The organism is Vibrio sp. Vb2960, from assembly GCF_033337665.1.
In the GTDB taxonomy this organism is placed as follows: Bacteria; Pseudomonadota; Gammaproteobacteria; order Enterobacterales; family Vibrionaceae; genus Vibrio; species Vibrio alginolyticus.
The window spans coordinates 240,660-266,773 of the sequence record NZ_JAWORD010000003.1; the positions used below are offsets into that span (position 1 = coordinate 240,660).

The following is a 26,114-nucleotide window of genomic DNA, read 5'->3' on the forward strand; positions in this document are numbered from 1 at the left end:
TGGCTTTTTTGTTGGTCTTCTTTCTATGAGCTCTAGAAAAAACTTGGAAATTGAAAAAAGTATTCTTAGCTAGTTTATACCCAAGTAACCTCGAGATGTTAGGTTCAGCGAGAATGGCTTGGTTTGTAGACGCGGCGGCGATTTAAAGGTCTAGTGGGTCTAAATCAAGAATCGACAACAAAGTATACAAACCAAGACAGCTCGCCCTTCGGGAGCGTGTCATTGACTCGGTTTCTGTGTCAAACAACGTGGAAAGAGCTGACTATTACGCTGCGTTGTTTTCCTTGACCCCGAATCAATGACAACGCTCTGAATCCTGCATCTTGAAGTCACTTGGGTATAAGAGTCATTTACAAGGAGGAGCGACATGTACCGTTATGTTAGTTCACCAAAAGCGTCGAAGTACATAGTACCGCCGCCACTGCATCGCGAGTTGTCGAGTATCGATGTACCAGAGTCGGAACTTGAGATGCGTGAAATTCTGAACAATTGGTTTACCGATGGATTGGCGCCGATCATTCAAAATGAAGACAATTACATCTCTGCTAATGAGCAACAGCGCTTTAAGCAGCTCAGCCGCACGGTGGGTGTGCTACTGCGTAATAAAGATTACTACTTCGCCACTAAGCGGATTCTTTCGTTGTGGGATCAAGACTGCTTAGAAACGACTTACGTTAATTATCTGATTTTACGTAGTGAGCGCATACCATACTTCAAATAAGCCCTATTTATCGGCTTAAAATAGTGATTTACATGGTTTTCTTAGTAACTTTTGATACCAGTATTTAACATTTTTGTAAACATCGTTATATTTAAGGCTCATCGTTGTCAGGAGTTTATGGATGAACCTTACGATATCAGGGAAGTTGCAGCTCAGTTTTGTGCTGCTAGCCGTACTTTTTATGGCATCAGCGGTATTCACGTATCGCAACGTCACTACCGTAGAGCAATACGCCTCTTCGTTACTTAAATCCGATTTACCGACCGTCGACACCAGTCGCGGTATCCAACAGTCCGTTCAAGCGTCGCTGTCTTCTATTCGAGCCTACATGTTGCTAGGTGGCGATGAAGAGGCGAGCGCACGTCTGAGTGAGGACGTACGCAATATCATGGCTTCTACAGACGAGTCGCTTCCAACGTTGCAGGCTCTGATCTCTGAACAGGATTTTCAAGCGATTCAAAGCCAGTGGGACGCGGTAAAAGTCTCTTTGAACAAGCTGATTGAACTTAGCCACAGTGATGAGAACTTACCCGCGCACAACCTCTTTATTAACGAAGCGGCACCCATTGCAGAAGTGGCACTTGATCAGCTTCAAAGCTTAATCAATGAAGAGTCAGGAAACCCATTTGGTGGAGACAGAAAGCGTTTGTTTAAAGTTTACGCGGATAGCTATACCTCGCTCGCCAATGCACTGTCTGCTCTGCGAGATTTCCTGTTGTACGGGCAGCAAGATCATCTGGACAAATACTACGACTTGATTAAGTACCACAATCAGTCTGTGGCGGAAATCGACAGTAAACTCGACAGACTGACTGATAACGACCAATCATTGTGGTCACTGTTTAAAGAAATGCAGCAACTGTACTTTCCTTTAGCAGAGCAGGTAATTGCATTGCGTCAGTCGCCAGAGTGGAACGAATCAAACTTGCTGATGGCGAACGAACTGTTGCCAGCAGCGGATGCACTAGACCAAAGCTTAGAAACGATCGTATTGGCTCAGCAAAGTCGTGCTGATCAAAGTGGACAGGGTATTAATCAGTCGATCAAGAACGTACTCACCACTATGTTGATTGCTGCGGCATTGGTTTTGATTGCCGCAGTAGCGATTTCAAAATACATGGGCAATACCATTGGTCGCCGAGTGAAAAACTTATCGGAGCGAGCCAAGACGATCGCTTCAGGAGATGTTTCTCAGCCTCCGTTAACTGTTGTTGGGAAAGATGAATTGGCAGACCTTACCGATTCGATTAACCGCATGAACCAATCGTTAGCGAGCATCGTGGCAGGGGTGAGTGAAAAAGCGCACCAGGTGGATACCAGCATGGGGGCTTTGTTGGAATCGGCGCAAGTCACCTCATCGAATGTAGAACAGCAACAAACCAGCATTGTTGAAATGGGAAGCCAATTGGATGAAATCGCTTTAGCCGCGCGTAACACTCTAGATCAAGCCAATCAATCGGTGCAGAAGCTTTCTGATTCAAAAGGCGAGATTGAACAAGGTCGTGATGCTTTAGAGCAAAACAAAGTCACCATGGAAAGCTTGCATGGCAGCATTGAAACCGCGAGTACGCAAGTGACGCAGTTAAGCAAAGAGAGCGAAGCCATTGGTCGAGTGACGGAAGTAATTGAAGGTTTGGCAGAACAAACTAACTTACTGGCATTGAATGCCGCGATAGAAGCAGCGCGTGCGGGTGACCAAGGACGAGGCTTTGCGGTTGTGGCGGATGAAGTACGTATGTTAGCGACTCGCACTACTCAATCGACGACAGAAATCAACGGTATCATCAATGCGATTCAACGCTCGACCAATTCGGTGGTAGAGGAGATTGAACACAGCCAATCACTTGCGGAGCAGGGCGCTGAGCACATTGAAAAAGCGGTAACTCGTTTGCTTGTCACGACCGAGCAAATTGGTTCTTTGAATGAACAAATGGCAGAACTTGCGGCAGCGGCAGAGCAGCAATCTCATGCGACCAACTCGATCACTGGATTGATGTCCGGTATTACTCAATCAGTGGATGAGGTTTCGAATACTAGCCAACGTGCATCAGAGACATCATTGCAGGTAAAAGAGCAAGTTACCGAGCTGAATCAACAGATGGCAACTTTTAAAACGGCGTAGATAAGGTTTACGTCTGTTCATCTACTTTTGAACGTTAACCAAATAGTAAAAAAGCCCCAATCCTTTTTACACAAAAAGGGTTGGGGCTTTTTGTTGGATGATACGCCGATATTCGTCTACTTGCTCATTGGATTTGGCTATTTAAATCATAGCTAAAACCAAATTCTCTTCGCCGAGCCGGAGTCGTAATATGACTCCATCGGCAGCAAATACTGCAAAAGAATTTTTAAACTTTATACCAATCTCAGTAAGAGAATCGTTCGTTACTACGATTGGTATCATCCTTCTAGGAGCAAGATTATGAACAAACAAGTAAGCCTAATTGGTCTAGACAGCGAACAATCAGCACAACTAGCTCAACAGTTAAATCAACTGCTAGCGCATTACCAAGTGTTGTACATGAACTCTCGCGGTTACCACTGGAACATTAAAGGTGCGCAATTCTTCGAACTGCACGTAAAATTTGAAGAGATTTACACTGATCTACAAACAAAAATCGATGAGCTTGCAGAGCGTATTCTAACTTTGGGTCATACGCCAGCACACGCATTCAGCAACTATTTGGAAGCAAGTGAAATTAAAGAACATCAAAACGCGACTTCTGGTGAGGAGTGTGTACAAGGTCTGGTTCAAGGCTTTAGCGTTCTACTTCTAAAACAGCGTGAGATTCTACAAAACGCGGGTGAAGCAGATGACGAAGGTACAGCGGCATTGATGGGTGACTACATCCGTGAGCAAGAAAAATTAATGTGGATGCTTAACGCTTACCTACAAGGCTAAGCAGCGCATCACCCAAGTAATCCTTGGGAACGCATGAAACAATCGGGAATAAGTCATAAGGGGCACGTTGGTGCCCCTTTTTTTGTTTGCGTATTTTATATGTGTGCTTTAGTTGCGTGGTAAGGATTGGAAACGGCTCAATAAATCGCTGAGTTCATTAAGCGCCAACGAGGCTGAGTCATTGAAGGTTTCTTGATTCCCATGGTGAACAAGGCAAGAGGGCATCTGCGCGTTATACGCGGCCTGTAAGTCGTAAAGGTAATCGCCGACATAAAGCACTTCATCAGGCATCAAACGCCACTCTTTCGCTAATACCTGCAGAGACAAAGGGTCTGGCTTGGGCGGGAAGCATTCACGAGTGATGACTCGCTCCACTGAGATTTGGTTGTGTTCTAGTTTGCGCTGCGTGGCGATTTGGCAGTTGCGCGTCACGATAGCGGTTTTGATTTCATTTTGATGCAAGTGGGCGAGCAATTCATGGCAGCCAATCATTGGAGCAGACTGCTCAGCATCAGAAATCTCGTAATCAAATATCACGTTATGAGCGTGCTCTCGATGATGAGGATGCTCAAGTGCGTCGACAAAATCCAATAGATCTTCACTCTGCGGACAACCTAGCTGTTGTCGCAATTCGCCGAAGTTCATATCAGAACTCACCAAGGTGTTGTCTAAATCAAACACCACGGCTTTAATTTTATCGAGCTGTAAAGGGAATGGAATCATAATGACCTCGTACAACTTAACCGAACTATCGTTTTAAAAAACAAAAGGTTATTGTTAAGTTTAGATTCTTCTGCTTAGATTGTACGAAAATAAATCACTAGTACGTCACAAATTAAATAGTCTTAACGATTTTAGTGTTTGATTACCTTTCCTCAAGACGAAATATTTTGCCGCTGTCGGTAGAAAAGTAGATATAACCATCGGGGCTGATGGTTATATCTCTTATTCGCTCACCAAGATTCTCCATTAATCTTTTTGATTCGGTAAGGTTGCCATTATCAATAGAAACCACGTTGATGTGCGCCAGTTTCAATGCGCCTGCGAGGATTTTCCCGTCCAATTCTGGGTATTTATCACCACGGTACAAAATCATATTACTGGGCGCGATAGAAGGGACGTATACCAGCTTGGGATCTTCCATTCCCGGTAACGACTTAGCTTCCCCAACGTCCAACGGTCCCCAATATTCTTTACCATGAGAGACTTTTGCCCAGCCGTAGTTCGCGCCTTTCTTGATTAGATTAATTTCATCGCCACCGCGTGGTCCATGTTCAATCGACCACAGCTGTTTTGTTGCTTCGTCGTAAAACATACCTTGTGGGTTGCGGTGCCCGTAACTCCATATCTCAGGAAGAGCTTGGGAAGGTTTGAATGGGTTGTCTTGCGGAACCGAACCATCAAGATTAAGGCGTAGAATACTGCCAGCATGGGTTTGAGTGTCTTGCCCATTATCACGTTCGCCACGGTCACCGATTGAGAAGTAAACTTTGTCGTCAACAAATGAAATTCGACTGCCGTAGTGACGCCCTGTGTCGGTGATGGCATCAGCAACAAAGAGATCGTTCCAACCCACAAGTTGATTGTTTTGCAATTGCGCCGTCGCTAACGCCACCGTATTGCCTTTACTTGTGCGCTTGCTGTAGGTAAAGAAGAGTTGCGGGTTTTGCGTATCGGCATTCGGTGCGAGCGCAACATCCAATAAGCCGGCTTGTCCACTGGTGTTCACATCGGGGACGTTAAACAGCTTTTGAGGTTTGCCTGTGGTGATATCCAGCAACGAAACCGTACCGTTCTTTTGATTGACGATAACGCGTTGATTATCTAAGAACTCGATCCCCCAAGGGATCTGAAATCCACTCGCCACTTCGTTGGCGCGGTATTCGGCAGTGTTGGCAGAAAAGGATAAACAAGCGAGTAGGGTAGCAGCAATCGTTCTCATGGTTCCTTCCAATATGAATCGTGTTAATACTTAAAAGCTAACACTAAAAGACTATGTTTGGCAGAGATTCACTTGTATATGAATGTAAAAAATCCCCGATACGAGATCGGGGATTGAATTAAGGCTAGAGAATTGTTTATGTAGCGAGATTACATCGCTTCTTCGAAGATCTTAGAGATTTCTTCGTGAGTTGCTTGTTTAGGGTTAGTGAAACCACAAGCGTCTTTCAGTGCGTTGTCTGCTAGTGTTGGGATGTCTTCTAGTTTCGCACCAAGCTCTTTAATACCTGCTGGGATACCCACATCTTTCGCTAGAGTAACGATAGCGTCGATTGCTGCCGCTGCACCTTCTTCAGCAGACATGCCTTCTACGTTTACGCCCATTGCTTTTGCTACGTCACGTAGACGCTCAGGACATACTTGCGCGTTGTAACGCTGTACGTGAGGTAGAAGAATCGCGTTACAAACACCGTGTGGAAGGTCGTAGAAACCACCTAGCTGGTGTGCCATTGCGTGTACGTAACCTAGAGAAGCGTTGTTGAACGCCATACCCGCCATGAACTGTGCGTATGCCATTTGTTCACGAGCTTCTAGATCTTCACCGTTTTTCACTGCTGTGCGTAGGTAAGCTTGGATAAGCTCAATCGCTTTGATTGCTACTGCATCAGTGATTGGTGTTGCCGCGATAGATACGTAAGCTTCAATCGCGTGAGTTAGGGCATCCATACCTGTTGCCGCAGTTAGCGAAGCAGGTTTAGCGAGCATTAGCTCTGGATCGTTTACCGAGATAAGCGGTGTTGTGTGCTTATCAACGATAGCCATCTTAATGTGACGCTCTTCGTCAGTGATGATGCAGAAACGCGTCATTTCAGATGCAGTACCCGCCGTCGTGTTGATCGCGATAAGTGGCATCATTGGTTTTGCAGATTGGTCTACGCCTTCGTAATCTGAGATTTTGCCGCCGTTAGAAGCAACAAGCGCGATACCTTTCGCACAGTCGTGTGGTGAACCGCCGCCTAGAGAGATAACGAAGTCACATTCGTTATCAGTAAGAAGTGCTAAGCCGTCGTTAACGTTGCTGATAGTTGGATTTGGTTGAGTGCCATCAAACACAACGGTTGCTACATCGCGCTCAGTGAGAAGGTCTTGAACTTGTTTGACTACACCGATTTGGTTAAGGATCTTATCCGTAACGATCAAACCTTTTTTAAAGCCTTGAGATTGGATGCTGTCTGCTGCGTCTTTCAAACAACCAGCGCCCATTAGGTTTACCGTAGGGATAAAAAATGCACTTGTCATATTGGATAGCTCCGTCGTTATTTTTAATAATCTTTCTTAATTTGCCATTTACTGTCGCACATTCGTTTCCAGATTGAAGTTGATCTAAAGCAAGTTTACCCACTTAGAGGTACTTGCAAGAGAAAAACTGTGACAGTGATCTTGTTGCACTGCGTATAAGTGCAACACTGATATAAAGTAGAACAAATATGAAACTATGGACGCAAACAATTGGCAGAAATTGACTTCTGACGCGGATATATCTCTAAATTCGACTAAAGTATAAAAAATCCCCATTAATAACTTAATTATCAATGGGGATAGGGAAGTGTTTTATAAGCTAACTACTAATAATTAAGCTATTTTAATCAGTTTTGATACTAACTTTTCGATACCTGAAGCCGCTTGAGAGATATTCTCTGCCAACATGTAAGCAGGGGTTGAAAGTACGAGGTGTTTTTCATCAAAAACGATGTCTTCGACAGGGCACGTGGTGTGTTCACCGCCCATTTGATTAAATGCTATTGAGACTGCCTCATCGTTGCCTACCGTTCCTTTCACGCCTTGCTCATAAATCATCGGAATAATGACAGGAGAAATACACAGATAGCCAGCTGGTTTTTTCGCATTAGCAAACGCGCGACAAGCTTGAGCTACGTGTGTGTTAATGGAGCACTCTGCACCTGAAACGGCGAAGTCGGTTAAGTTTTTCGCGGCACCAAACCCACCTGGAAGCAGTAGGGCATCGTATTCATCGACGTTAAGTTTGGCGACATCGTCAATATTTCCGCGTGCAATACGAGCTGATTCGATCAATACGTTACGTGTTTCATCCATTTCGTCACCAGTTAGGTGATTGATGACGTGGAGTTGGTCAATGTTAGGTGCAAAGCAGTGCCAAGTTGCACCTGCCTTCTCGATGGCGTAGAGCGCCAACACTGCTTCGTGGATCTCAGAACCGTCGTAAACGCCTGAACCACTTAAAATGACTGCGACTTTTTTCATGTTTGGATTCCTTTACTCTGAACGTTCCTTAGATTGCTCTTCGCTATCTAGACCATGCGTTTCCGAATGTGTTTTAACGTTTTCACTCTCGTTGTCATCTTCATCATAGTAGCGCACAACAAAGGGTGTAAGCATAACACTAGAGGGCAGAAAATGTTTCATATCGACTCCAACGGCTTAATAGAATGATTTTTATACTGATTTTTATAAAACAGTACGTTGAACCTGATCATTTTTGAGTTAAGCTGACGTTTCCTTTGGCATTCGTGAGTGGTAGGTCACATGAAATCAGTGCAATTTCGTTTCACACTTTATGGTTGTATCGCGATTCTCTCTTGGAGTTGTCTGCTTGGCATCGCGAGGTTGGTTACGGAGAGTTTAGGTCCTGTAGGCGGGGCAGCCATGTTGTACTCTCTTAGCTCTGTTTTCCTTCTTATCGTGGTCGGTATTCCAAAGTTGTCTTACTTTTCTCCCAAGTATCTTGCGCTTGGTGGTGCGATGTTCGTCTGTTATGAAATATTTCTCGCTCTATCTTTGGGATATTCCAACTCGCGCGCGCAGGCAATTGAGGTGTCGATTGTCAATTACCTTTGGCCCGCACTGACGGTTTTATTTGCGGTCCTTGGCAGCAATAAAAAAACAAACTGGTTGCTTTATCCCGCAGTTACGCTGGCGTTTGTTGGGGTTGCTTGGACTGTGAGCGGTGAGAATGGCTTATCCATAACTCAGATCATGTCCAATGTTAGTAGTAACCCTCTGGTGTATTTTATGGCTTTCGCTGGCGCGGTTATATGGGCTTTTTATTGCAACTTAACCCAAAGGCAGCAATCTAAACATAATGCGATTACCCTGTTTTTTATTGCAACAGCTGTTTCGCTTTGGGTCAAATACGCGTTTACGGATGAGCCACCAATGACATTCAGTTGGGAAGCGATGGGGTACTTAGTGGCCTCTGCGGCTTTAATGGCTGGTGGTTATGGTTTATGGAATATCGCGATCGTTGGCGGCAATATGGTTTTTCTCGCCACCTTGTCTTACTTCACACCCATTTTTTCCGCTTTATTTTCTTCCATTATTCTTGGCGTAACTCTGAGCCATAGCTTTTGGCAGGGCGTTGTGATGGTAACGGTGGGCTCGCTGATGTGTTGGTTAGTCACCAAAGAGAAGCGCGAAGCGGCTGGGTAAGTTACCAACGAGATCAGAGAATTTAAGTGAGCAACGAACAGATCTCCCTTGCGAGCTGTATTCGAATACGAAGCAACTAAATCGAAAAAATTAAAAAAGCTCCCGAGATTGGGAGCTTTTTATTGAGTTTTAACGGCTCTTTGGTGGCACTCTAATAAGCGACGTTCAAGTGTAGTTGAAGCTTGAATCTGTGCTTCGACAGTCGCTTGATAAGCTGCTTACGAGTGTGCTCTAGTGTATCAAGCTCCAATGTGTCGTCATCAATATGTACGTCCACATTTACTCGTAGCTCTTGGCCCACCTTCGTTACGCCAGCCAGTTTCAATTGATGCTCAGTTACTTTTTCAATCTCAAGAACATCTTTGCCAACGCTCTGACACAGCTCTTTGCTTGGTGCCATCATTAGTAGTTCACGTAAGGCACCTACTAGCATATCGAACGGTACTTTGAGGAAGTAAAAGCCCATTAAAACCATCATCATGGGGTCGGCATATACCGCATACTCAGAGAATGGCGTTAGTGAAACAGCCCAAGCCGAGATAAATCCTACGGTCACCGCCACACTCAACAAAGTATCCATTTGCCACTGTTTTTTCTCCGCTTCAATCAAGCCTGATGAGAAGCGGCGGCTGCGTTTCGCCATAAACCACCAAGCGTAACCACAACCGATAACATTCACGATGCCGAATAAGGTCGCAATAGAAGCATCGACCTCGCGACCTCCAGACATCAATGCTGATATCGCAGAGTAGAGAGAGAAGCTTACAACCACTAAAATGACGGCTGCTTTTATCGCAATAACGATTGGTTCTAAGACCGCTTTTCCAAATGGGAATACAGATTTTGAAGGCTTGTTAATATAGTAAGAAGCGGCCAGTGACAATAAAGTTAACAGTAAGCTGACCAAAGAGTAAACACCGTCAAACACGATGACAATTGATCCTACAAGCAAGCCAAGTACCATACCACCAGCAGCGAACCCAGATGCCAAAAGGGCTGAAATGGTTAGAATACGGTTTTCGTTTTTGCTTGTCCTGTCACACATAAAAGATGCCTTTGAATTTTAATACCTTACTATTCTTCGCTCATAAGGTAATTTAGGCAACCACAAAGTGACCAGTAACTAATCTAAAAAATTGCGTTTTTATTTATATTCCTATAAAACAATGGCTTACTGTTATTTTTTGGTGTCAGTAAAATTGACGCTCACTGATAAAATGTTTAGAAGTCAAATAAATACTCGCTCAATTTATCTGCTAACCACGTCATTGCTGGATGCTCAGTATGGCCGTTAGGTGAAAACATACAGTAGTCTTCTTGCGTCAATCCGTATGTGTGTTTGATAACGGCGAGCTTCTGCTGACGAAGGTAATGGCGGATTAATGGTTCTGGAAGCACGCCCCAAGCGTCTTCTTCTAAGATGGTGTTCAGCATGTAGTCAAAACTCGAAAAACCAATATATCGAGTCGAGAAAGGTTGCAGTTCAGGGTTGTCTTTCTCATTTAGGTACACCATTAGTGCTTGCATCTGACTACGTAGATCTTCGTCTGAGACACGGCGCATCTTACTTAGGCGGTGTTCTACACTGCATACTGACATCATACGTATCTTGCCTAATGGGTTATATACGATACGGGGATCGTCTACTCGCTCATAATCAACGCCGAAAGCAAAATCTACTTGGTGGGTACTGACCAAGTTGGCTAAGTCGCCACTGGATGCCAAGATTAAGTTGAAGGTTGTTGAAGGAAAGCGGTTATTCAATGTATGAGATAATTCTTGCCAGAGATCATCAGGTAAGGAGTCGTCACGTGCTACCCAAACTTCCGCGTTAAACCCTTCCGAGATTTGAGCGCAGGTCTTTCTGACCCGTTGTGCGATGATAAGTAGGTGTTCGCAATCTTTGTAAATGGCTTTCCCAGCTTCAGAGAGGGTGAGCTGGTTGCCAGTTCGGTTAAACAATTCAACGTCGAGATCTTTCTCTAATGCCTTAATCGACATACTGAGTTTGGTGCGATTGCAGTCGAGTTGCCTTGCCGCTTCAGAAACAGAACCACACTCAGCGATGGTGCAGAAGGCTTCTACTTGAGTTAAGTTCATGATTTGACACAACCAATAAATGAATTCAAATAATTTGGGTATTATGCAGATGCGCTCCCAAAGCCATGAAAGATTATCGAAAAAAACGCGAATCCGCCAGATAAGTCTATGGTCTTTTAACGGTTTTGCGGTAATCTATGTGGGTTACAAAAAGTGAACATGGAGGCCACGATGGCACAAGATTGGGACGGCTTAGCAAAAAACTGGGAATCAAATCCAGCAACAGAGCAATTTGCGCAGTCGGTGTTTGAGCAGTTACAACAGCTAACTCAGCTTGATGGCATTAAAGTACTAGATTTTGGATGCGGAACAGGGCAGTTAAGTCAACGATTGTCACCGATGGTTAAAGACATCGTAGCATTAGACGCATCGGAAGCCATGATTGAGGAACTCGATAAAAAAGAGCTCGTCAACGTAGAACCTGTGGTAGATGCACTATCTCGCGGCTTGGTTGCTCAGCACCCTGCGTTTCGTGGACAGTTCGACTTGGTGGTTGCATCATCAGTTTTAGCGTTCGTGGAAGACTTAGACGCGTCATTAACGATCTCGCATTCTCTACTTAACCACGGCGGCTATTTTGTTCATTTTGATTGGATTGCAGAATGTGAACAAGACGGTTTTACCCTTGCGAAGTCTGAGCGTGCACTGAAAGAAGCGGGTTTTACTGAAGTTGAATCGCGACACGTTTTTGACATTACATCTGATGGTAAAACAATGTCGGTATTAATGGGGCTTGGTCGTCGCTAATACCGCTGAATAAAGAACAAAAATTGACAAAAGCGAGCTAACAAGCTCGCTTTTTTCTTATCTGCTGAGGGTATGTGTAACTTCACTTGCTCTAAACAAGTCGTCATGGTGCAGGCAAGGACATACTCGAACAACTAAGTCTTCGGAGGTAATTTTTAGACGATTATCCTGCGTATCTCCTCCAGCACTTCAGGGTTGGCTATTGCGCCTAAATTTTCGACGTTTCGGTTGTTAACAACTTGCTTAACGGCTAACTCGACCAGCTTTCCTGAGCGTGTCTTAGGTATATCGCTTATTGCGTAAATCGCACTAGGTACATGCCTTGGAGAACATGCAGACTTTAGCTGTGCTTTGATGGAAGCGATCATCTCGTCATTGAGCTCTACCCCTTTGACTAATTGGACAAACAGCCATATTTGTTCGTTGCGATCGACTTCTTTTCCTACTGCGATCGAATCTAGAATACCGTCTATACAGTTCACTTGCTGATAGATTTCGGCCGTGCCGATTCTTACGCCACCGGGATTCAACGTGGTATCACTTCGACCATAAAACACGTATCCCCCAACGCTGGTCTGTTCAACATCATCGCCGTGGTGCCAAATATTGTCGAATTTATCCCAATAAGCGCGATGATATCTCTCACCGGTGTCGTTCCAAAAGCCAGTAGGGAAGTTGGGTAATGGATTGGCACAAACCAACTCACCGCGCTCTCCCATTACGCTATTACCTTGTGGGTTAAAGACTCGGACATCAACCCCTAACCCTGCTGATTGGCACTCTCCCCGATAAACGGGAGAAATAGGGTTGCCTAATACAAAGCAGCCACAAATGTCTGTTCCGCCAGAAATCGAGGCGAGGTGTACATCTTCTTTAATGTGCTGATAGACATAATCAAACTGTTCTGGATACAGAACAGAGCCAGTCGAACAAATGGTTTTCAGACTTGAAAATGCATCACTTTTCTGCGGAGAAAAAGATGCTTTTTCCAGCGCCTCTAGGTATTTTGCTGAGGTTCCAAATAGCGTCACTTCGGCTTGTTCTGCGAGGTCCCAGAGCACATTATGAGTAGGGTAAACAGGGCTACCATCAAAAATCACCAAACATGCACCGCTCGCGAGTGAAGAAACGTGCCAGTTCCACATCATCCAGCCGCAGGTTGTGTAGTAAAACACGCGTTCGTTCGGTTGAATATCGCAATGCAGTTGATGCTCTTTCAAGTGATTAAGCACCGTTCCGCCGACGGAATGAACGATGCATTTCGGTTTGCCTGTTGTGCCTGAAGAATAGAGCACAAATAGCGGATCGTTAAAATTCACACGAGTAAAAGGCAGCGCTTCGGGGGTGTATTGATTCAGGACATTTTGCCAATCTTGGGTGCAGACATCGCATTCAAAAATGTGTGGTTTAAGGTAGCTAATTTGGCAAACTTGTTTAAGACCATCAAGATGATCCGCAATATGCTGGTTTTTCTCAGACATATCGAAAGTTTTGCCATTGAATGTATAGCCATCACAAGTAAACAGGATTTTGGGTTTCACTTGACCAAAGCGCTCCAAAACGCTTTCGACGCCAAAATCAGGTGAGGTGGAAGTCCAGGTCGCCCCTAAACTGGTGGTTGCTAGCATAGCTATCACCGTTTGAGGTAGGTGAGGTAAATACCCAGCGACGACATCACCTTGCTTAATTCCACATTCTTTCAACCATTGCTGCACACTCGAAACTTCTTCGCACAATTGTTTCCAGGTGTAGGTCTGTTTTTCTTCACGTTCATTTTCAAACCAAATCGCGAGATCATCGGGTTGGTGACACGCGTAGGTTAGCAAATTTTCGGCGTAGTTAATTTGCGCGTTTGGGAACCATTTTATATCCCTATTTTCAACAGGTTGCTGCCAGCGACTTTCTGCTCGCTCTTTTATGGTCTCTCCCTGAGTGCCAATGACGTCGCAGAATAGCCAAACTTCCTGCCAAAATTTTTCTACATGATCGAGTGACCATTGATGCAGATCAGCGAAGCTTTCAAGGGTATTTCCTTGTCGATTAATGTGTTCAATAAACTGTGTAATGTTGGCTTCTTCGATACGACTTTCGCTCGGTTGCCATACTTTGCTGCTCTCGCGCATAGGTCCCTCTATAACAAAGTGATAACAGGTTTTAGTTTGAGAGGAATACACGATAAAGTCAAACAAGCCAGAGATTATATCGTGTCATAAAAATCATGCAGTTACGATGCGTTGTAAACAATATGTTACATCGGGATGATGCTGAGAAAATCGTGCAGGGATTGGAAGCTCTTAAGACTACAGATAGGCTTAATGTAAAGGATTTGTTAATGGAGATGAGCCATGACCCAGTATCGTTCTAAACCAGTAAACCAGGAAGGCAGGGTTGAATGGAGCCGTGAAGAAGACGCCATTTGGCGAGATTTGGTAACACGACAAATGGGTGTGATCCAAAACAGAGCTTGTGAGGCTTATTTACACGGTTTGACGCTGCTTGATTTACCTCAAGACCGCGTTCCTCAGTTACCAGAAATTAATCGTGTCTTGATGGAGACAACAGGTTGGCAAGTGGAGCCCGTTCCCGCGCTTATTGATTTCGACCGATTTTTTAATCTACTCGGTAATAAGCGCTTTCCAGTCGCCACATTCTTGCGTACAACAGATGAGTTCGATTACTTACAGGAGCCAGATTTCTTCCACGAAATATTTGGTCATTGTGCGATGTTAACCAACCCAGATTTTGCTGCATTTACCGAACATTATGGTCAACTAGGGCAAGCCGCTACCCCAAAACAAAGAGCCTATCTCGCTCGCCTCTACTGGTTTACCGTAGAGTTTGGTTTGGTGAAAGAAGGGGACAAAACCAAAATTTACGGTGGTGGTATTCTTTCATCTCCTGGCGAAACCCTCTACGCATTAGAGAGTGATGCAGCAATTCGCGACCCATTTGAATTACAAACTGTGCTGAGAACGCCTTATCGTATCGACATCATGCAACCGAAGTACTACGTGATTGATGACTTTTCTCAGCTTTTTAAAATCAGTCAGTTAAATTTATTGAAACAAGCCGATCTAGCGATTGAAGCTGGACTGCTTCCTCCACTTTTTGAACCAAAGGAACCTGCTCATGTTGAATGAACAAAAATGCGAAGCTTGTAGTATCGATGCCATTGCACTAAGCAAAGAAGAGCAACAGTCTCTGCTTCTGCAATTGTCTGATTGGCAGATCATTGAAAGAGAAGATATACCTCAACTAGAAAAGGTGTATAAATTTAAGAACTTCAAACAAGCATGGGCTTTCAGTAACAAAATCGCGGAACTGGCAGAAGATGAGTTCCACCATCCCTCTATTTTGTTGGAATGGGGTAAGGTTACCGTAACGTGGTGGAGTCACTCTATCAAAGGTCTGCATAAAAACGATTTTATCTGCGCATCAAAGTGTGACGCGCTAGCATCGGCAGAGTAGGACATTACCTCATACAAAAAAACGCCCGGCTTACGTCGGGCGTTTTGGTTCTAAATGACTTTTACATTACCTTATAGATTGATTCGGAAGACGGATGTCGTGCCCGATACCTCATTGCCAACGGCGATAAAATGACCACCATTACGGGTAAAGTAATTAATGGATTCTGGACCTAAATCGCCTGCTTTTGGATTGTATGTGTCGTTCATGCATTCGCCATCTTCGACTTCTGTACATACTGGCTGATTGTAATCACGGCGGTTGACGTAATGCATAAACTGCGCTTGTTTCGGGTCTGTGATGTCATAAATCATGATACCGCCTTGACGCTCCAAGCCGATAAACGCGTAATGACGACCGTTAATTTGTGCTACTTCAATCGCCTCTGGCTCAATACCTTTATCATCACTTCGGTCATCGCCACTATTATTGTTATCGTTGGTGCTGTTGAAGTTCTTGCCTTCATTCAGCAGCGCGATAGTCGCGAAATCGTCACCACTATCGAAGACCAAATTGCCGTTTTCATCCCAAATCGAGAATGAACGCGCGCCAAATGATTGAACATTCTCTTGTGCAGAAAGCGTTTGCTCCGGCTTAATCACTTTTAAACGCGCGAGTTGTTTGTTGTCTTTTAGTGCCTCTGCCAATGGGTGTTCTGCTGCCACTTTCAGCTTCTTACCGCGCACTTCATCAATATGGCTTAAACAGGTTCCTTGCTCAGATGTATATTCATCTGTACCGAGGTAATCGTCTTCATCCCACATAAAGCCAGCTTTGTCGCACAGTTCTTGAGTGGTTTTGAATTCGTACTCACGCCCGTCGCCTTCATTTGCCGATACGATGTAAGTACTCCCATTCACTGAGTAGCTGTCGATAGTGTCAGGCATAAATAAGCCAACCAGCTGTGGGTAGCTTTTCAAGTTCCCAATGATTTTGTCTTTGTTGGATGCATCGAGTTTAGCGCCCGACCAAGACTTCTCACCTAAGCCAACAATTTTTTCTACCGATTTGCTCTCTGGATTGACGATTGCCATGGCGTTATTTTCTTGTAGCGCGACATAGATTTTACCGTTATCTGCAAAAGTGAGGTATTCAGGCTCTAGATCTTGTGCGACGGTGGCGTTTGGCCCCGAAATACGCACATTCATTGGGAGCTCTGCTTTTCGTGAACCATCAAATTCGTTAAAGCCAATTTGTGTCACTTCTGCTTGAGTAACACCAAGGCTCAGATCGATCAAAGTGATACTACCTTCAGGGTCAATGCTGTAATCGCTGTTTGGTTCTCCTTCATTAGCGGTTGCGATGTATCGGCCATCTTTTGAGAAGCCAACCATGTCTGGCAATGCGCCTGTTGGGAAAGTCGTGACTAATGACAAATCGTCGGAGCGGTACAAGCCAACAATACCATTCGCTTGTTTATTACTGTTTTCAATCGCAACTGCTACCAAACCATTGAATACAGCGACACTGTTTGCTGCGCCAATTTCAATGCCTGCTGCTTCGCCAGCGCTGTTGAGATCGATGAATGCGCTTTGCGTTGGTACGCCGTTGTCATCCATAGACATTACATCGACACGTTTTGCTTGAGCATTAACCACATAGAGCTTATCTGTACAGGCGTCATAACTGACGATTTCAGCTGCCGATGTGTCGAATGGTGCATCAGCAACGGATGTTCCGATAAAAGTTAAACCTTGAATTGACGTTTCCCCAGTAACGGGTGCAGTGGTAGGTTTGCATTGTGTAGCGAATGAAGCCACGGTATCTTCGGGTTGTGATGAACACGCGATGGCAAGTGATGACAATGCGAGTGCACCGATTGCCTTTAAAGGGGTGATCATGATATCTCCTTATCAATCCGATAGGTTGTCAATCAGCATGGGTTTTATGCTGCTGTCCATTTCCGCAACTGGAATGATAGAGCGCTGAATGACGTTTGATTTGGTAAGGCTCTGAATATATGTATGATTGATGACTCTTATATTGGCTTTTTATGAAACTAATGTGTCATCAATATGATGAAATAGGGATAGAGGAATAATGGAATTAAAATCGTTTTTAGATTTATTGGCAGCGTCACCAGAGCAGGTCGAATTTGAAGCAACGATGGCGGTGATCGAAGATAACTATACGTTTGAGCCAACCGCTTTTGTAAATGGTGAGACACAAAACAATGCAGGCGAGAACAACGGTTCGTGTAAGATCTTCGCTTTCGGTTTGCTAAACAACCTAGACAAAGAAGCGACGCTAGCCTGCTTTGGCCGTTTTTATCGTGAAGATGTATTGCAGCATCCAGAGAACAGCGATCACCAGAATATTCGTAATTTTATGGTGACAGGGTGGGAAGGCATTAAGTTTGAAGCGTCCGCTTTAACCGCTAAATAAACACCAGTCAGAAAACGATGATCAGTAAGCCAGTCGTATTACGCGACTGGCTTTTTTTCTAGACATTTTCGGCACAAACACAGCTGGTTGGCGCTTGGCTTGGGTAAATCACGGGTTTCAATAGTAAAGCACCAGCATGTCTCTTTGCCTGCGGCGATATCACAATGGGCTTGAGTCCCGCACTCAGGACAACTATGCGTTGAATCTTCTCCTGCGATTTGTTCGATAATCGCATCTCGTTGGAGATCGGTTTTGTCTTTCCATTGGATGATTTCATCCATCGTCCGGTGACAACCAGAGCATATTCCGGCGTTATTTTTACATGCTGCTCGACAAGGTGACTTCATTGCTTTCTCGTTCTCATTTTTTATGCCGCGTACTCTAGCACAAAGCGAGTCAAGGCCGCCAAAATAAACGTGACTGCGATTTGCTGGTGAGGAGGGAGAACCAGTGTTATCCTTGCACGAGTTACCTTAACTCTCTGTCACTTATGTTAGAAAAAGAAAACCTCATTAAACTCGCTAGAATGCAAATGCCATTTGGGAAATATGCAGGGCGAGTGTTAATCGACCTGCCTGAAGAATACTTACTGTGGTTTGATAAAAAGGGCTGGCCAAGCGGCGAGCTAGGGGATTTGCTCAAGCTATGTTTAGCGCTCAAAATTGAAGGCTTAGATAGTGTCGTGAAGCCTTTGAAGCGCATGTAATTAGCTACAGAAACGCCCACTCTTGATGAAAAGACTTATTATGAATTTTGATATCGATGCACTGAAACACCACCAATTGGTCGAAGATGGTAAATTAGAGGGATGTTACATTCATCAGCCAGCTCAAGGTAGCCAGCAAGATGACAAAGCTGTTTTGGCAGAGTGCCAAGCGTTGGAAAAGTTGGGATATAAGGTAATACAGGTTAAAGCTAAAGGCGGGACAACAACGTTTGCTGAGGCGATGCAAAAGCTTGCGAAGGAAACTGGTCACCTGCCTAAGGAGTAAGTGAGTGTAACCTGCCACAGCCTCCCTAGTTATTCCACGATAACATGTGTTTTCATTCAAAAGAGCCAGACCGTTAGGCTGACTCTTTTTTGCTCCAGACCCGTTGAGAGCTTAAACATTGATCGTATCAATAAAGTCCGTCAGCAGAGAAACCAGTTAGTTGCATAAATAACGAGAAGGACTAGAAGACCTAGAAGGAATGGGAAGGTTAGCATCATTGCGAACTTTTTCTTGAAGCTTGGTTTATCGAATACCACGCCTTCGGCCTCCCTTACTCTTCGCTCTTCATCAAAATGCCATTTAATAGCTAAGTAGGCTCCAATACCTAGTACAATAAGCTTAAAAGCGCCAGCAAAGTACGGAAAGAAGTTAGCCCAACTGTCGTTCATTATCCATCTCTCTCAAATTAAATATGGGCTTTACGGTAGCAGAATCCAAGGCTCATGTTTAGTGCGCTCCCAAAGTCAGGTGCCCTGGCTAGCACAAGCCTACAGCTCGAGCTAGCTGACCACAACTCTCTTTACAATATGCTTAGTTATTAATGATTTAATAGAAAAGGACTAGAGCATTTATATCCAGAGGCGTGTCTGTATGGTTTGTAACGTCTTTGCCCCATTCCAATTTAGCTGGTTTGCTCGTCTCTTTGCCTAATAGTTCCCATTTATAATGATCTTGCGTGGTTCAAGGCCCATTTCATCCAGTGTTACCGTTGTCAGCCCATCGACATGTGCAGTATAGGGTCTGAGTTTTGAGTGGATACAATCTTCTCGGATTAGCCACCATATCGTTCACCATGACCAACAGCCAAGGTCAGGTCACGCGTTTGTCTCACAGCCTAAAATTGCAAGTGAGAACCGCGGTCACAGTAAAGAATTTGTTTTGTATCATCTTGGGTTTGCCATCATGCCAAGATTTTTGATGGAGAAAGAGTTAGCTCGAGGAGATTAAGTTCGCATCCTATTTGATGTACACGACTTGGAGAACCCGACTTATGCGGGTACTACTAACTACTAACTACTAACTACTAACTACTAACTACTATAATAGAAAGCTTCGATGCCGCTTCGAGTTGAGTTCTTGAAGAAAAAGGCCGGTGCGTTTGAATAGCATCGAACGCCACCTATTAAACGCAGTATTCCCGAAAGCAAAGCCCACCGAAAAGCGGGCTTTGTTCTCTTTTAATAACGAGAATAATAACTAGTAGTTAGCTTGAATGCTGACACCGCTATAGTTTGAGTAACCTTGAATCATGACGTGATAACGTCCACTTTGTGTCGCGCTGACCGTACATGTTTCATTGTTACCGTATTTGAAAGGTCGGCAGTCCCATGCGTTCAGTGCTGGTTTTGCACCAAAACGGAGATACAGGTCCGCATCACCGCTGCCACCATACATTTGTACGGTTAAGCGCTGCCCAGCTTCTACATCAACATAGTAATACGCGACTTGACCGGTTGAGCCACTTAAACCGCTCACTGGCACACCCGAGGTTAACTTACCTTCTGGATCCGGTGTTGGAGCTGGGCCACCACAGTCTTGGCCACAATCAGCATCCGTTAAGCTATAAAGTAGCTTGTTCACGCTGCCTCTTGTGTCCGTCACCTTTCCGCTAGTTGCGCGACTAACGATCAAGGCCTCTACTTGGCTTGGAGATAACGAACTGTTTTCTTGAAGATACAGTGCTGCTACACCCGCTACATGTGGCGTCGCCATCGATGTACCACTAATGGTTTTGTAACCACCGTCATACCACGCAGATTTGATTTGTGAGCCTGGCGCAAACACATCCACACAACTGCCCCAGTTTGAAAAACTCGAACGTGCATCCGTGCTGGTGGTCGAGCCGACAGTTACACCAGTAGCAACGCGCGCTGGAGAGTAGTTACACGCATCGGCATTGGAGTTACCTGCTGCAAGCATAAAGCTGACACCTGACTGAACCGCACTTTGCACCGCGCTATCGAGAGCTACAGATTGACCGCCACCTAAACTCATATTGGCAACTGAAGGTCCGGAAGCGTTCGCAGCCACCCAATCCACACCGGCGATAACACCAGACGTAGACCCCGATCCGCTACAGCTCAATACTCTCACGCCGACAAGGTCGACGTTTTTCGCAACACCATACAAGCTGCCGCCAATGGTGCCCGCCACGTGTGTGCCGTGTCCATTACAGTCACTTGTATCTGCATCATTATCGACAAAGTCATACCCAGAAACCGAGCGCCCACCAAACTCAACGTGTGCATTGTTCACACCAGTATCGATAACATAAGCCGTTACACCAGTTCCATCAAAGTTGGCACTGTAGTTGTTATCGAGTGGCAAGTTACGTTGGTCGATTCGGTCTAGTCCCCAAATGGCATTGGTCTGATTTGCGTCTGCCGAGACTATTGGGTCAAGCGATAGGATTCTGTCTTGCTCAATGTAGTCCACACGAGGATCAGAACGCAGATCTTTTAGTTGCTCAGGGCTCAAGTTAGCGACAAATCCACTTATCGAGTGGTCAAAAACCGACTCCACTTGTATCGAATACAAACCAGACATGCGGTCTACAGACTGTTGCGTGAATTGCTCGAATTCTGTTGAGTTGCTCGCCATCATTTGCGGTTGTTGAAATACCACTATATAGCGATCTGCAATGGCGATGTCGTCCGGTGCAAGCATTAATGTGGCAGGCAATGTGTCGGGAGCTTGTTGTAACTCTGCACTGTCCGCAATCTCATTGGGTTGCGAAAAAGCGAGAGAAGAATGAAAACAGAGCGCGGAGGTGATACAACAACTTAGTAGTTTCTTTAACATAAAATGTTCCTTGAAATCATAGTCTTGTTGATTTTACCTAGTACCAAACTGTCAACACGAAAACACAGACAATCAGCGTAGTACGCTCAATACGTGCTGCAGTGACGTTACACAAATCAAACTAGACAATGAGTAACCATATGCATAATTGATAATAATTCGCATACTCAGAAACATGATCAATAACTAAGCTTTATTGAAATTGAAATGCAAAGATTCATTTAGATTTAGAGCAAAATCCCTAAAATAGAATAATTCTACACACCTGGCTTATTGCCTGTTATATGCACTATTCTTACCGATAATTTACGCAATAAAAACCTAACTATCCTTTCATTGGTCATGACTCAAATTGGTTGATAGATGTTAATATAGCCACCTGGTTTCTGATGTTTTTTAACTCATGGCTACTATCTAAGTTCAATGTCGTTTCTGTAATAAAACAGAGCCCGTCCGTGAACATGGAAAAGGGCATTCTGGCTTTCCTCGTTTCAGGTGTATCGAATGTCGAAAGGGCTTTCAACTCGATTAAGTTTACGAAGCCCGCAAGCCAGATGTAAAAGAAAAAATTGTCGATATGTCAATGAATAGCTCTGGAGTTAGGGAAACAGCACAAGTGTTGAATGTCGCATACAACACGGTATTGAGCACTTTAAAAAAATCTCGCCAAGGTAAGTCACCTCAATCCCTTTCGATAGAGCAAATATAAGACTAATTTGTAAACTTGAAAGGCTAGCTGCATTGGTTGAGGAATATGAGGAAAAACACTTCCCCATTTAAGAACTGCAACACACCTTTGCTCCATTATCGGCCAGAGTAAATACTCATTCACATACTGTTAATGTGCTTTTGCCTTACTAAAAGTTATCCATTCTTCTAATGCTGTTCGTTGTGAATCCCCGTGTTGTATCACGGGGGTAAATTCGACCTAGCTATTAGCTCTCGCTTGCTCCTGAACTACTTCCGCAATATACATTACCTCTGGGTCTTTAATATATGCCGATTTATTTTCATTCTTTTTTTTGTAAGTGTTCACCAAGCCCCTATTGACAGAAAAAGTGTGACACTCAGCACTTGATCCACTTTTTACTATTGAGTGATCATTCCAGTGCTTCATCCTGTTTGTTATGAGCAGAAAGAAAACCCCTAAATTTCAAGAGGAACCACCCGTAGCCTCTGACCTTAATGAAGCAAACGCACTGATTGAAGAGTTGTGGGAACAGTTGCGCCACCTTACCGATAAACAAGCAACTCACTCAAATAAGAAAATCTTCTACCGAAAGTTTAAGTAATTGTGAGTCATTCAAATTAAGCTCATTGGCTTTGAGCTTTACAAGATTATATCCTACTAAATAACCTGAATACTTAGCATACTGCGACTCATCTTTTCCAAGAAAATAAGTTTCAAAGCAGAAACTATCTTCTTTAAGCATCTTATTCATTTCACTATATATATCCATCCAGCGTTTATCATTCATCTCCTTCAAAAACGAAGGTGGATTACCTCCGTTGAAGTTCCTTTCGAAAAAACAAGCCAACCCTTCTGTTATAATGTTGTCAGCAAGTGTTTCTTCTACACCATAAATTCTAGTCCTAGCACAATGGTGAATCTCATGAGCTAAGACTGATGCTAGTTCTTCTTCCACAATTGATGCCAAGTCTTTTCGTTCACAGTCAAGTAAGATTTCCACTCTAAACGGACTCAAAGAGTAACCACCAATACCTGTAGGTATTTTTTCACCATAAGCTGATGTAATAGTAACATCAATATCACTAACGTTAAAAAAACCACTAATCTTTTCCATTGCATTTATTGCTTTCACGGTGATTAAACTATATAAATCATAACTTATCTTATTATTTGAGTTTAATATTGTGATATTACTTTCGTAGTTCATACACTTCTACTTTATCCGAAAGGTAAAATTCAAACTAATTCTTTTTTCATAAACAGGCGAAACACTATGCAGTGACTGCAAAGTTGATTTAAATGCTATAAGCCTGTTTTCTATAGGTTGAGCTTTATAGCCTGACTCAAAGAACTCACCATTATCTAACCAGAATTCAAAATATCCAGAATTTATAGTATTACAATAAAGAATTGCAATTATCTCTTGATACTTATCGTTTTTGGAAAAGTCGGTATGTATATGAATCCCCTTATGCCCTTTATCTAAGATACGGAGCGTTGGTAATTGTTCACTAGACAACTCTAAATTAACTGAAAAACTATTTTCAAGATGTCGCTTGATATAACTTATAATGTTTTTTACAATAGGCCCTTCAGACAGATAGAAAATATACCTGCCATCACTTATTCCTGAACCTTCCATATCAATAATTTTAGAATAGCATCCATCATTAGATATTCCATTAAAAACATTGGACGGCAGAAAGTCTTTTGAGTCTAAATATTGAATATCCATTACTTCATTGCTTCCAAAAAAATTGATAATCCCTTTCTTCAGGAGAAAACCTTATCTCTACAGAAGATACTCCTTCAGGTATCATAACAAAAGTATTCTTCCAATGAGTACTATCATCATGATGACTGTTAGTTAACAATATATTATCAGATAACTTAGCATCAAAAAATATTTCAAGGGCATTATATCCACATGGAACTTCAATATTTTTCGAAAAATATGATGATGTTGACTCACCAAGAACAAAACTAGCTAAATCTAATTCTCCACTTTCACTATCAACAAAGTTTATATCTAATTCGTTGATTTGACCACTCATTACATCAAGAATTCTTTTATTTAGAACTTCTTTAATATCTTCATCATTGTCAAATGCAGAACTAAAAACCTTCAAGTTAGAAAGAAAACCTTCTGTTACATCTTTAGAGTTTATGAAACGACACTTTATATCGATACTACTTGGAATAAATGATTTAATAGATTCGTGACGTACCTTCATATCTCTACAAATCTCAACTATGAGCTCTTCTAACCCCACGCTGCCAATTGTTTCTGTAACTACTACTGTTGGTTGATCTAGAGATGTATGCCAAGAAGATGCATTAATAATTTTATAACGGTTAAAAGATATTGACTCTGAAAATTCAGAAACATTTTTAAAATACTCTATTGATGAAATGTTTTTTACTCCAACTTTGTGAGCAAAAAATGATAGTATGCCCGTACCCGAGCCAAGATCAACAACGTGGTCATTGGGAGAAAGGACACTTTCCATAGCTAAACGATATTTTTCTAGTCTGATAGTATCATTTAACATTTCAAAATGATGATCTAAAGGGAAATGCATACTACTCTCCTTTTAGAAGCTTGAGAAATTCGATATCGACTTTTTTCGGAGGTAGACATGGAACAAACAAAGATGTCGAAAAATTTATTTTCCTAGTTTTCGATGTTAATTCATTTAGCTCAAACCATTCTGTTCTCTTGGGTTTATTTATTCCATCTGATGACTCACACAACGCTATCCTATGATTAGAAGGAAATTGAGACATTAACTTTTCTTGTAGAACATCTATTCTGTTATCTTTTGATGGATCAATAAAGTTTGTTCTTGACGTTCCAACAGAACATACGTGGTATATAAAGTAATTAATACTAGGTTCTATTGTATGCTCAAAAAGAATAAATCTATTGGCATCTACGATTGCAGAGCCTCTCTCCAATGGGTCTACTGCAAGGTCATTGAGCATGGTATCAAAGCTTGATATGGCACTATCCACTTCTAAATCAAAGTCGTGTTCACTTTTGTTCTCTTCTAGCCATTGAACTACCGTAACACCTATCCTTGGATGACCAGGAACGATGAAAACTACATGTTTATAATTTTTAAGTGTACACAAAATATTTTGATAGAATCTATCGTAGTTTTCAACATCTTTAGCACCGTCATAATATTCTTGTGTAATATCCAAAATTTCTGCAGATGACTCTCTTCTTATTAGTTTATCTAAATCTTTACAAGACCCAATTATTATTACATAATCTGCATTTCTTATTTTCTCAAGCCCACCAACAGTTAAATCTCGGATAGCGATTATCCCTTGACCAATTACGGAAAGTTTCGTTTTCATTATTTTCTCTGTTTATATACCAGGTGTTAACAATGCTTAGACATGCAACACCTGATTTATTAGTTGTCAATTAATTAGCTTAATCACTAATTACTCATCAGAATTGTAATTCTTCTCAATTGCTTGAATTTCAGAAACTATCAATTCTAAATCTGAAGGAATTGCAGCCATACAACGCGGTCTGTTTGGACGGGGCATTGCGACTTCATTGATATTCTCAACTATATTATCAATATCACTTGGAATTGAAGCCATACAACGTGGTCTGTTTGGACGAGGCATCGCGACTTCATTGACACTCTCAAGTATATTGTCTATATCACTTGGGATTGATGCCATACAACGTGGCCTGTTTGGACGAGGCATCGCGACTTCATTGATATTTTCAACTATATTATCTATATCACTTGGGATTGATGCCATACAACGTGGTCTGTTTGGGCGAGGCATTGCAACTTCATTGATATTTTCAACTATATTATCTATATCACTTGGGATTGATGCCATACAACGTGGTCTGTTTGGGCGAGG

General features: G+C 43.0%; 27 protein-coding genes and 1 pseudogene. 11 read left to right on the top strand and 17 right to left on the bottom strand.

The annotated features are described in order from the left end of the window. The first annotated feature begins 367 nt into the window (after nt 1-367). The 3 genes from R7O03_RS04340 (at nt 368) to R7O03_RS04350 (ending at nt 3,623) form a co-directional block, all read left to right on the top strand. On the top strand, nt 368-721 hold the full coding sequence (locus tag R7O03_RS04340) for a hypothetical protein (protein ID WP_064369168.1): 354 nt from the start codon (nt 368-370) through the stop codon (nt 719-721). Between the two features lie 121 nt (nt 722-842). After that, nucleotides 843-2,843 (top strand): methyl-accepting chemotaxis protein, encoded by a 2,001-nt coding sequence (locus tag R7O03_RS04345; RefSeq protein ID WP_064369169.1) that lies wholly within the window; start codon nt 843-845, stop codon nt 2,841-2,843. A 300-nt stretch (nt 2,844-3,143) separates the two neighbouring features. After that, entirely contained in the window at nt 3,144-3,623 is a 480-nt protein-coding gene (locus R7O03_RS04350) for a Dps family protein (RefSeq protein ID WP_005388254.1), read from the top strand. Nucleotides 3,624-3,731: 108 nt separating this feature from the next. On the opposite strand, the gene R7O03_RS04355 is transcribed toward R7O03_RS04350, so the two are convergent. The 5 genes from R7O03_RS04355 to R7O03_RS04375 all read right to left on the bottom strand — a co-directional run bounded on the left by R7O03_RS04355 (nt 3,732) and on the right by R7O03_RS04375 (nt 8,009). Beyond that, complete coding sequence (locus tag R7O03_RS04355) at nt 3,732-4,346, bottom strand: HAD family hydrolase (protein WP_017634376.1); 615 nt, start codon at nt 4,344-4,346, stop codon at nt 3,732-3,734. A gap of 142 nt (nt 4,347-4,488) precedes the next feature. Further along, on the bottom strand, nt 4,489-5,565 hold the full coding sequence (locus R7O03_RS04360) for a PQQ-dependent sugar dehydrogenase (protein ID WP_064369170.1): 1,077 nt from the start codon (nt 5,563-5,565) through the stop codon (nt 4,489-4,491). A gap of 149 nt (nt 5,566-5,714) precedes the next feature. Then, a complete protein-coding gene (yiaY, locus tag R7O03_RS04365; RefSeq protein ID WP_064369171.1) occupies nt 5,715-6,863 on the bottom strand; it encodes an L-threonine dehydrogenase in 1,149 nt (382 codons plus the stop codon). 333 nt (nt 6,864-7,196) lie between these two features. Beyond that, nucleotides 7,197-7,847 carry an isoprenoid biosynthesis glyoxalase ElbB gene (gene elbB / locus R7O03_RS04370; protein ID WP_017634378.1) on the bottom strand — a complete coding sequence of 217 codons (651 nt, stop codon included), beginning with the start codon at nt 7,845-7,847 and terminating at the stop codon, nt 7,197-7,199. Between the two features lie 12 nt (nt 7,848-7,859). Next, a complete protein-coding gene (locus R7O03_RS04375; RefSeq protein ID WP_017634379.1) occupies nt 7,860-8,009 on the bottom strand; it encodes a hypothetical protein in 150 nt (49 codons plus the stop codon). 120 nt (nt 8,010-8,129) lie between these two features. On the opposite strand from R7O03_RS04375, the gene yddG reads away from it, so the two are divergent. Beyond that, the gene (gene yddG / locus R7O03_RS04380) at nt 8,130-9,032 is read left to right on the top strand and encodes an aromatic amino acid DMT transporter YddG (RefSeq protein WP_005389394.1); all 903 of its coding nucleotides are present in this window, start codon (nt 8,130-8,132) and stop codon (nt 9,030-9,032) included. A 151-nt stretch (nt 9,033-9,183) separates the two neighbouring features. On the opposite strand, the gene R7O03_RS04385 is transcribed toward yddG, so the two are convergent. Continuing rightward, nucleotides 9,184-10,077: a cation diffusion facilitator family transporter gene (locus R7O03_RS04385; RefSeq protein ID WP_053303754.1), complete on the bottom strand. Its 894-nt coding sequence runs from the start codon at nt 10,075-10,077 to the stop codon at nt 9,184-9,186. A gap of 176 nt (nt 10,078-10,253) precedes the next feature. Continuing rightward, nucleotides 10,254-11,132: a LysR family transcriptional regulator gene (locus R7O03_RS04390; protein WP_005375568.1), complete on the bottom strand. Its 879-nt coding sequence runs from the start codon at nt 11,130-11,132 to the stop codon at nt 10,254-10,256. 171 nt (nt 11,133-11,303) lie between these two features. On the opposite strand from R7O03_RS04390, the gene R7O03_RS04395 reads away from it, so the two are divergent. Continuing rightward, a complete protein-coding gene (locus R7O03_RS04395; protein ID WP_054728907.1) occupies nt 11,304-11,879 on the top strand; it encodes a class I SAM-dependent DNA methyltransferase in 576 nt (191 codons plus the stop codon). Nucleotides 11,880-12,034: 155 nt separating this feature from the next. Here R7O03_RS04395 and R7O03_RS04400 read toward each other — a convergent pair whose 3' ends face one another. Further along, nucleotides 12,035-14,002 (bottom strand): acetoacetate--CoA ligase, encoded by a 1,968-nt coding sequence (locus R7O03_RS04400; protein WP_318131537.1) that lies wholly within the window; start codon nt 14,000-14,002, stop codon nt 12,035-12,037. A 222-nt stretch (nt 14,003-14,224) separates the two neighbouring features. On the opposite strand from R7O03_RS04400, the gene phhA reads away from it, so the two are divergent. Both phhA and R7O03_RS04410 read left to right on the top strand, forming a co-directional pair. Next, entirely contained in the window at nt 14,225-15,019 is a 795-nt protein-coding gene (gene phhA, locus R7O03_RS04405; protein ID WP_258661055.1) for a phenylalanine 4-monooxygenase, read from the top strand. After that, on the top strand, nt 15,009-15,347 hold the full coding sequence (locus R7O03_RS04410; protein ID WP_005375563.1) for a 4a-hydroxytetrahydrobiopterin dehydratase: 339 nt from the start codon (nt 15,009-15,011) through the stop codon (nt 15,345-15,347). The genes phhA and R7O03_RS04410 overlap by 11 nt, the downstream gene beginning before the upstream one ends. A 71-nt stretch (nt 15,348-15,418) precedes the next feature. On the opposite strand, the gene R7O03_RS04415 is transcribed toward R7O03_RS04410, so the two are convergent. Next, nucleotides 15,419-17,188 (bottom strand): choice-of-anchor I family protein, encoded by a 1,770-nt coding sequence (locus R7O03_RS04415; protein ID WP_258661053.1) that lies wholly within the window; start codon nt 17,186-17,188, stop codon nt 15,419-15,421. Between the two features lie 199 nt (nt 17,189-17,387). Here R7O03_RS04415 and R7O03_RS04420 point away from each other — a divergent pair, with 199 nt between their 5' ends. After that, nucleotides 17,388-17,732 (top strand): HopJ type III effector protein, encoded by a 345-nt coding sequence (locus R7O03_RS04420; protein WP_005375560.1) that lies wholly within the window; start codon nt 17,388-17,390, stop codon nt 17,730-17,732. Nucleotides 17,733-17,770: 38 nt separating this feature from the next. Here the strand turns inward: R7O03_RS04420 and R7O03_RS04425 are convergent, their stop codons facing one another. Then, nucleotides 17,771-18,079 (bottom strand): cysteine-rich CWC family protein, encoded by a 309-nt coding sequence (locus R7O03_RS04425; protein WP_080276966.1) that lies wholly within the window; start codon nt 18,077-18,079, stop codon nt 17,771-17,773. A 143-nt stretch (nt 18,080-18,222) separates the two neighbouring features. Here R7O03_RS04425 and R7O03_RS04430 point away from each other — a divergent pair, with 143 nt between their 5' ends. After that, the gene (locus tag R7O03_RS04430; protein WP_005375557.1) at nt 18,223-18,438 is read left to right on the top strand and encodes a DUF3820 family protein; all 216 of its coding nucleotides are present in this window, start codon (nt 18,223-18,225) and stop codon (nt 18,436-18,438) included. 40 nt (nt 18,439-18,478) lie between these two features. After that, nucleotides 18,479-18,724 carry a hypothetical protein gene (locus R7O03_RS04435; protein WP_318131538.1) on the top strand — a complete coding sequence of 82 codons (246 nt, stop codon included), beginning with the start codon at nt 18,479-18,481 and terminating at the stop codon, nt 18,722-18,724. Between the two features lie 140 nt (nt 18,725-18,864). Here R7O03_RS04435 and R7O03_RS04440 read toward each other — a convergent pair whose 3' ends face one another. Next, the gene (locus tag R7O03_RS04440) at nt 18,865-19,113 is read right to left on the bottom strand and encodes a hypothetical protein (RefSeq protein WP_256957696.1); all 249 of its coding nucleotides are present in this window, start codon (nt 19,111-19,113) and stop codon (nt 18,865-18,867) included. 808 nt (nt 19,114-19,921) lie between these two features. After that, entirely contained in the window at nt 19,922-21,526 is a 1,605-nt protein-coding gene (locus tag R7O03_RS04445) for a S8 family peptidase (protein ID WP_318131539.1), read from the bottom strand. Nucleotides 21,527-21,947: 421 nt separating this feature from the next. On the opposite strand from R7O03_RS04445, the pseudogene R7O03_RS04450 reads away from it, so the two are divergent. After that, a pseudogene (locus R7O03_RS04450) lies at nt 21,948-22,297 on the top strand (IS1-like element transposase); the annotation flags it as partial. 485 nt (nt 22,298-22,782) lie between these two features. Here the strand turns inward: R7O03_RS04450 and R7O03_RS04455 are convergent. From R7O03_RS04455 to R7O03_RS04475, 5 genes are all read right to left on the bottom strand, one after another. Continuing rightward, on the bottom strand, nt 22,783-23,424 hold the full coding sequence (locus tag R7O03_RS04455; protein WP_318131540.1) for a DUF2268 domain-containing putative Zn-dependent protease: 642 nt from the start codon (nt 23,422-23,424) through the stop codon (nt 22,783-22,785). 6 nt (nt 23,425-23,430) lie between these two features. Then, a complete protein-coding gene (locus R7O03_RS04460; RefSeq protein WP_256896333.1) occupies nt 23,431-23,952 on the bottom strand; it encodes a 2OG-Fe(II) oxygenase in 522 nt (173 codons plus the stop codon). A 4-nt stretch (nt 23,953-23,956) separates the two neighbouring features. Beyond that, on the bottom strand, nt 23,957-24,799 hold the full coding sequence (locus R7O03_RS04465; RefSeq protein WP_256896332.1) for a 50S ribosomal protein L11 methyltransferase: 843 nt from the start codon (nt 24,797-24,799) through the stop codon (nt 23,957-23,959). 1 nt (nt 24,800) lies between these two features. After that, nucleotides 24,801-25,583 carry an SAM-dependent methyltransferase gene (locus R7O03_RS04470; RefSeq protein ID WP_256896331.1) on the bottom strand — a complete coding sequence of 261 codons (783 nt, stop codon included), beginning with the start codon at nt 25,581-25,583 and terminating at the stop codon, nt 24,801-24,803. 90 nt (nt 25,584-25,673) lie between these two features. After that, nucleotides 25,674-26,114 (bottom strand): hypothetical protein (locus R7O03_RS04475; RefSeq protein ID WP_318131541.1); only part of this gene is annotated, 441 nt, incomplete at its 5' end.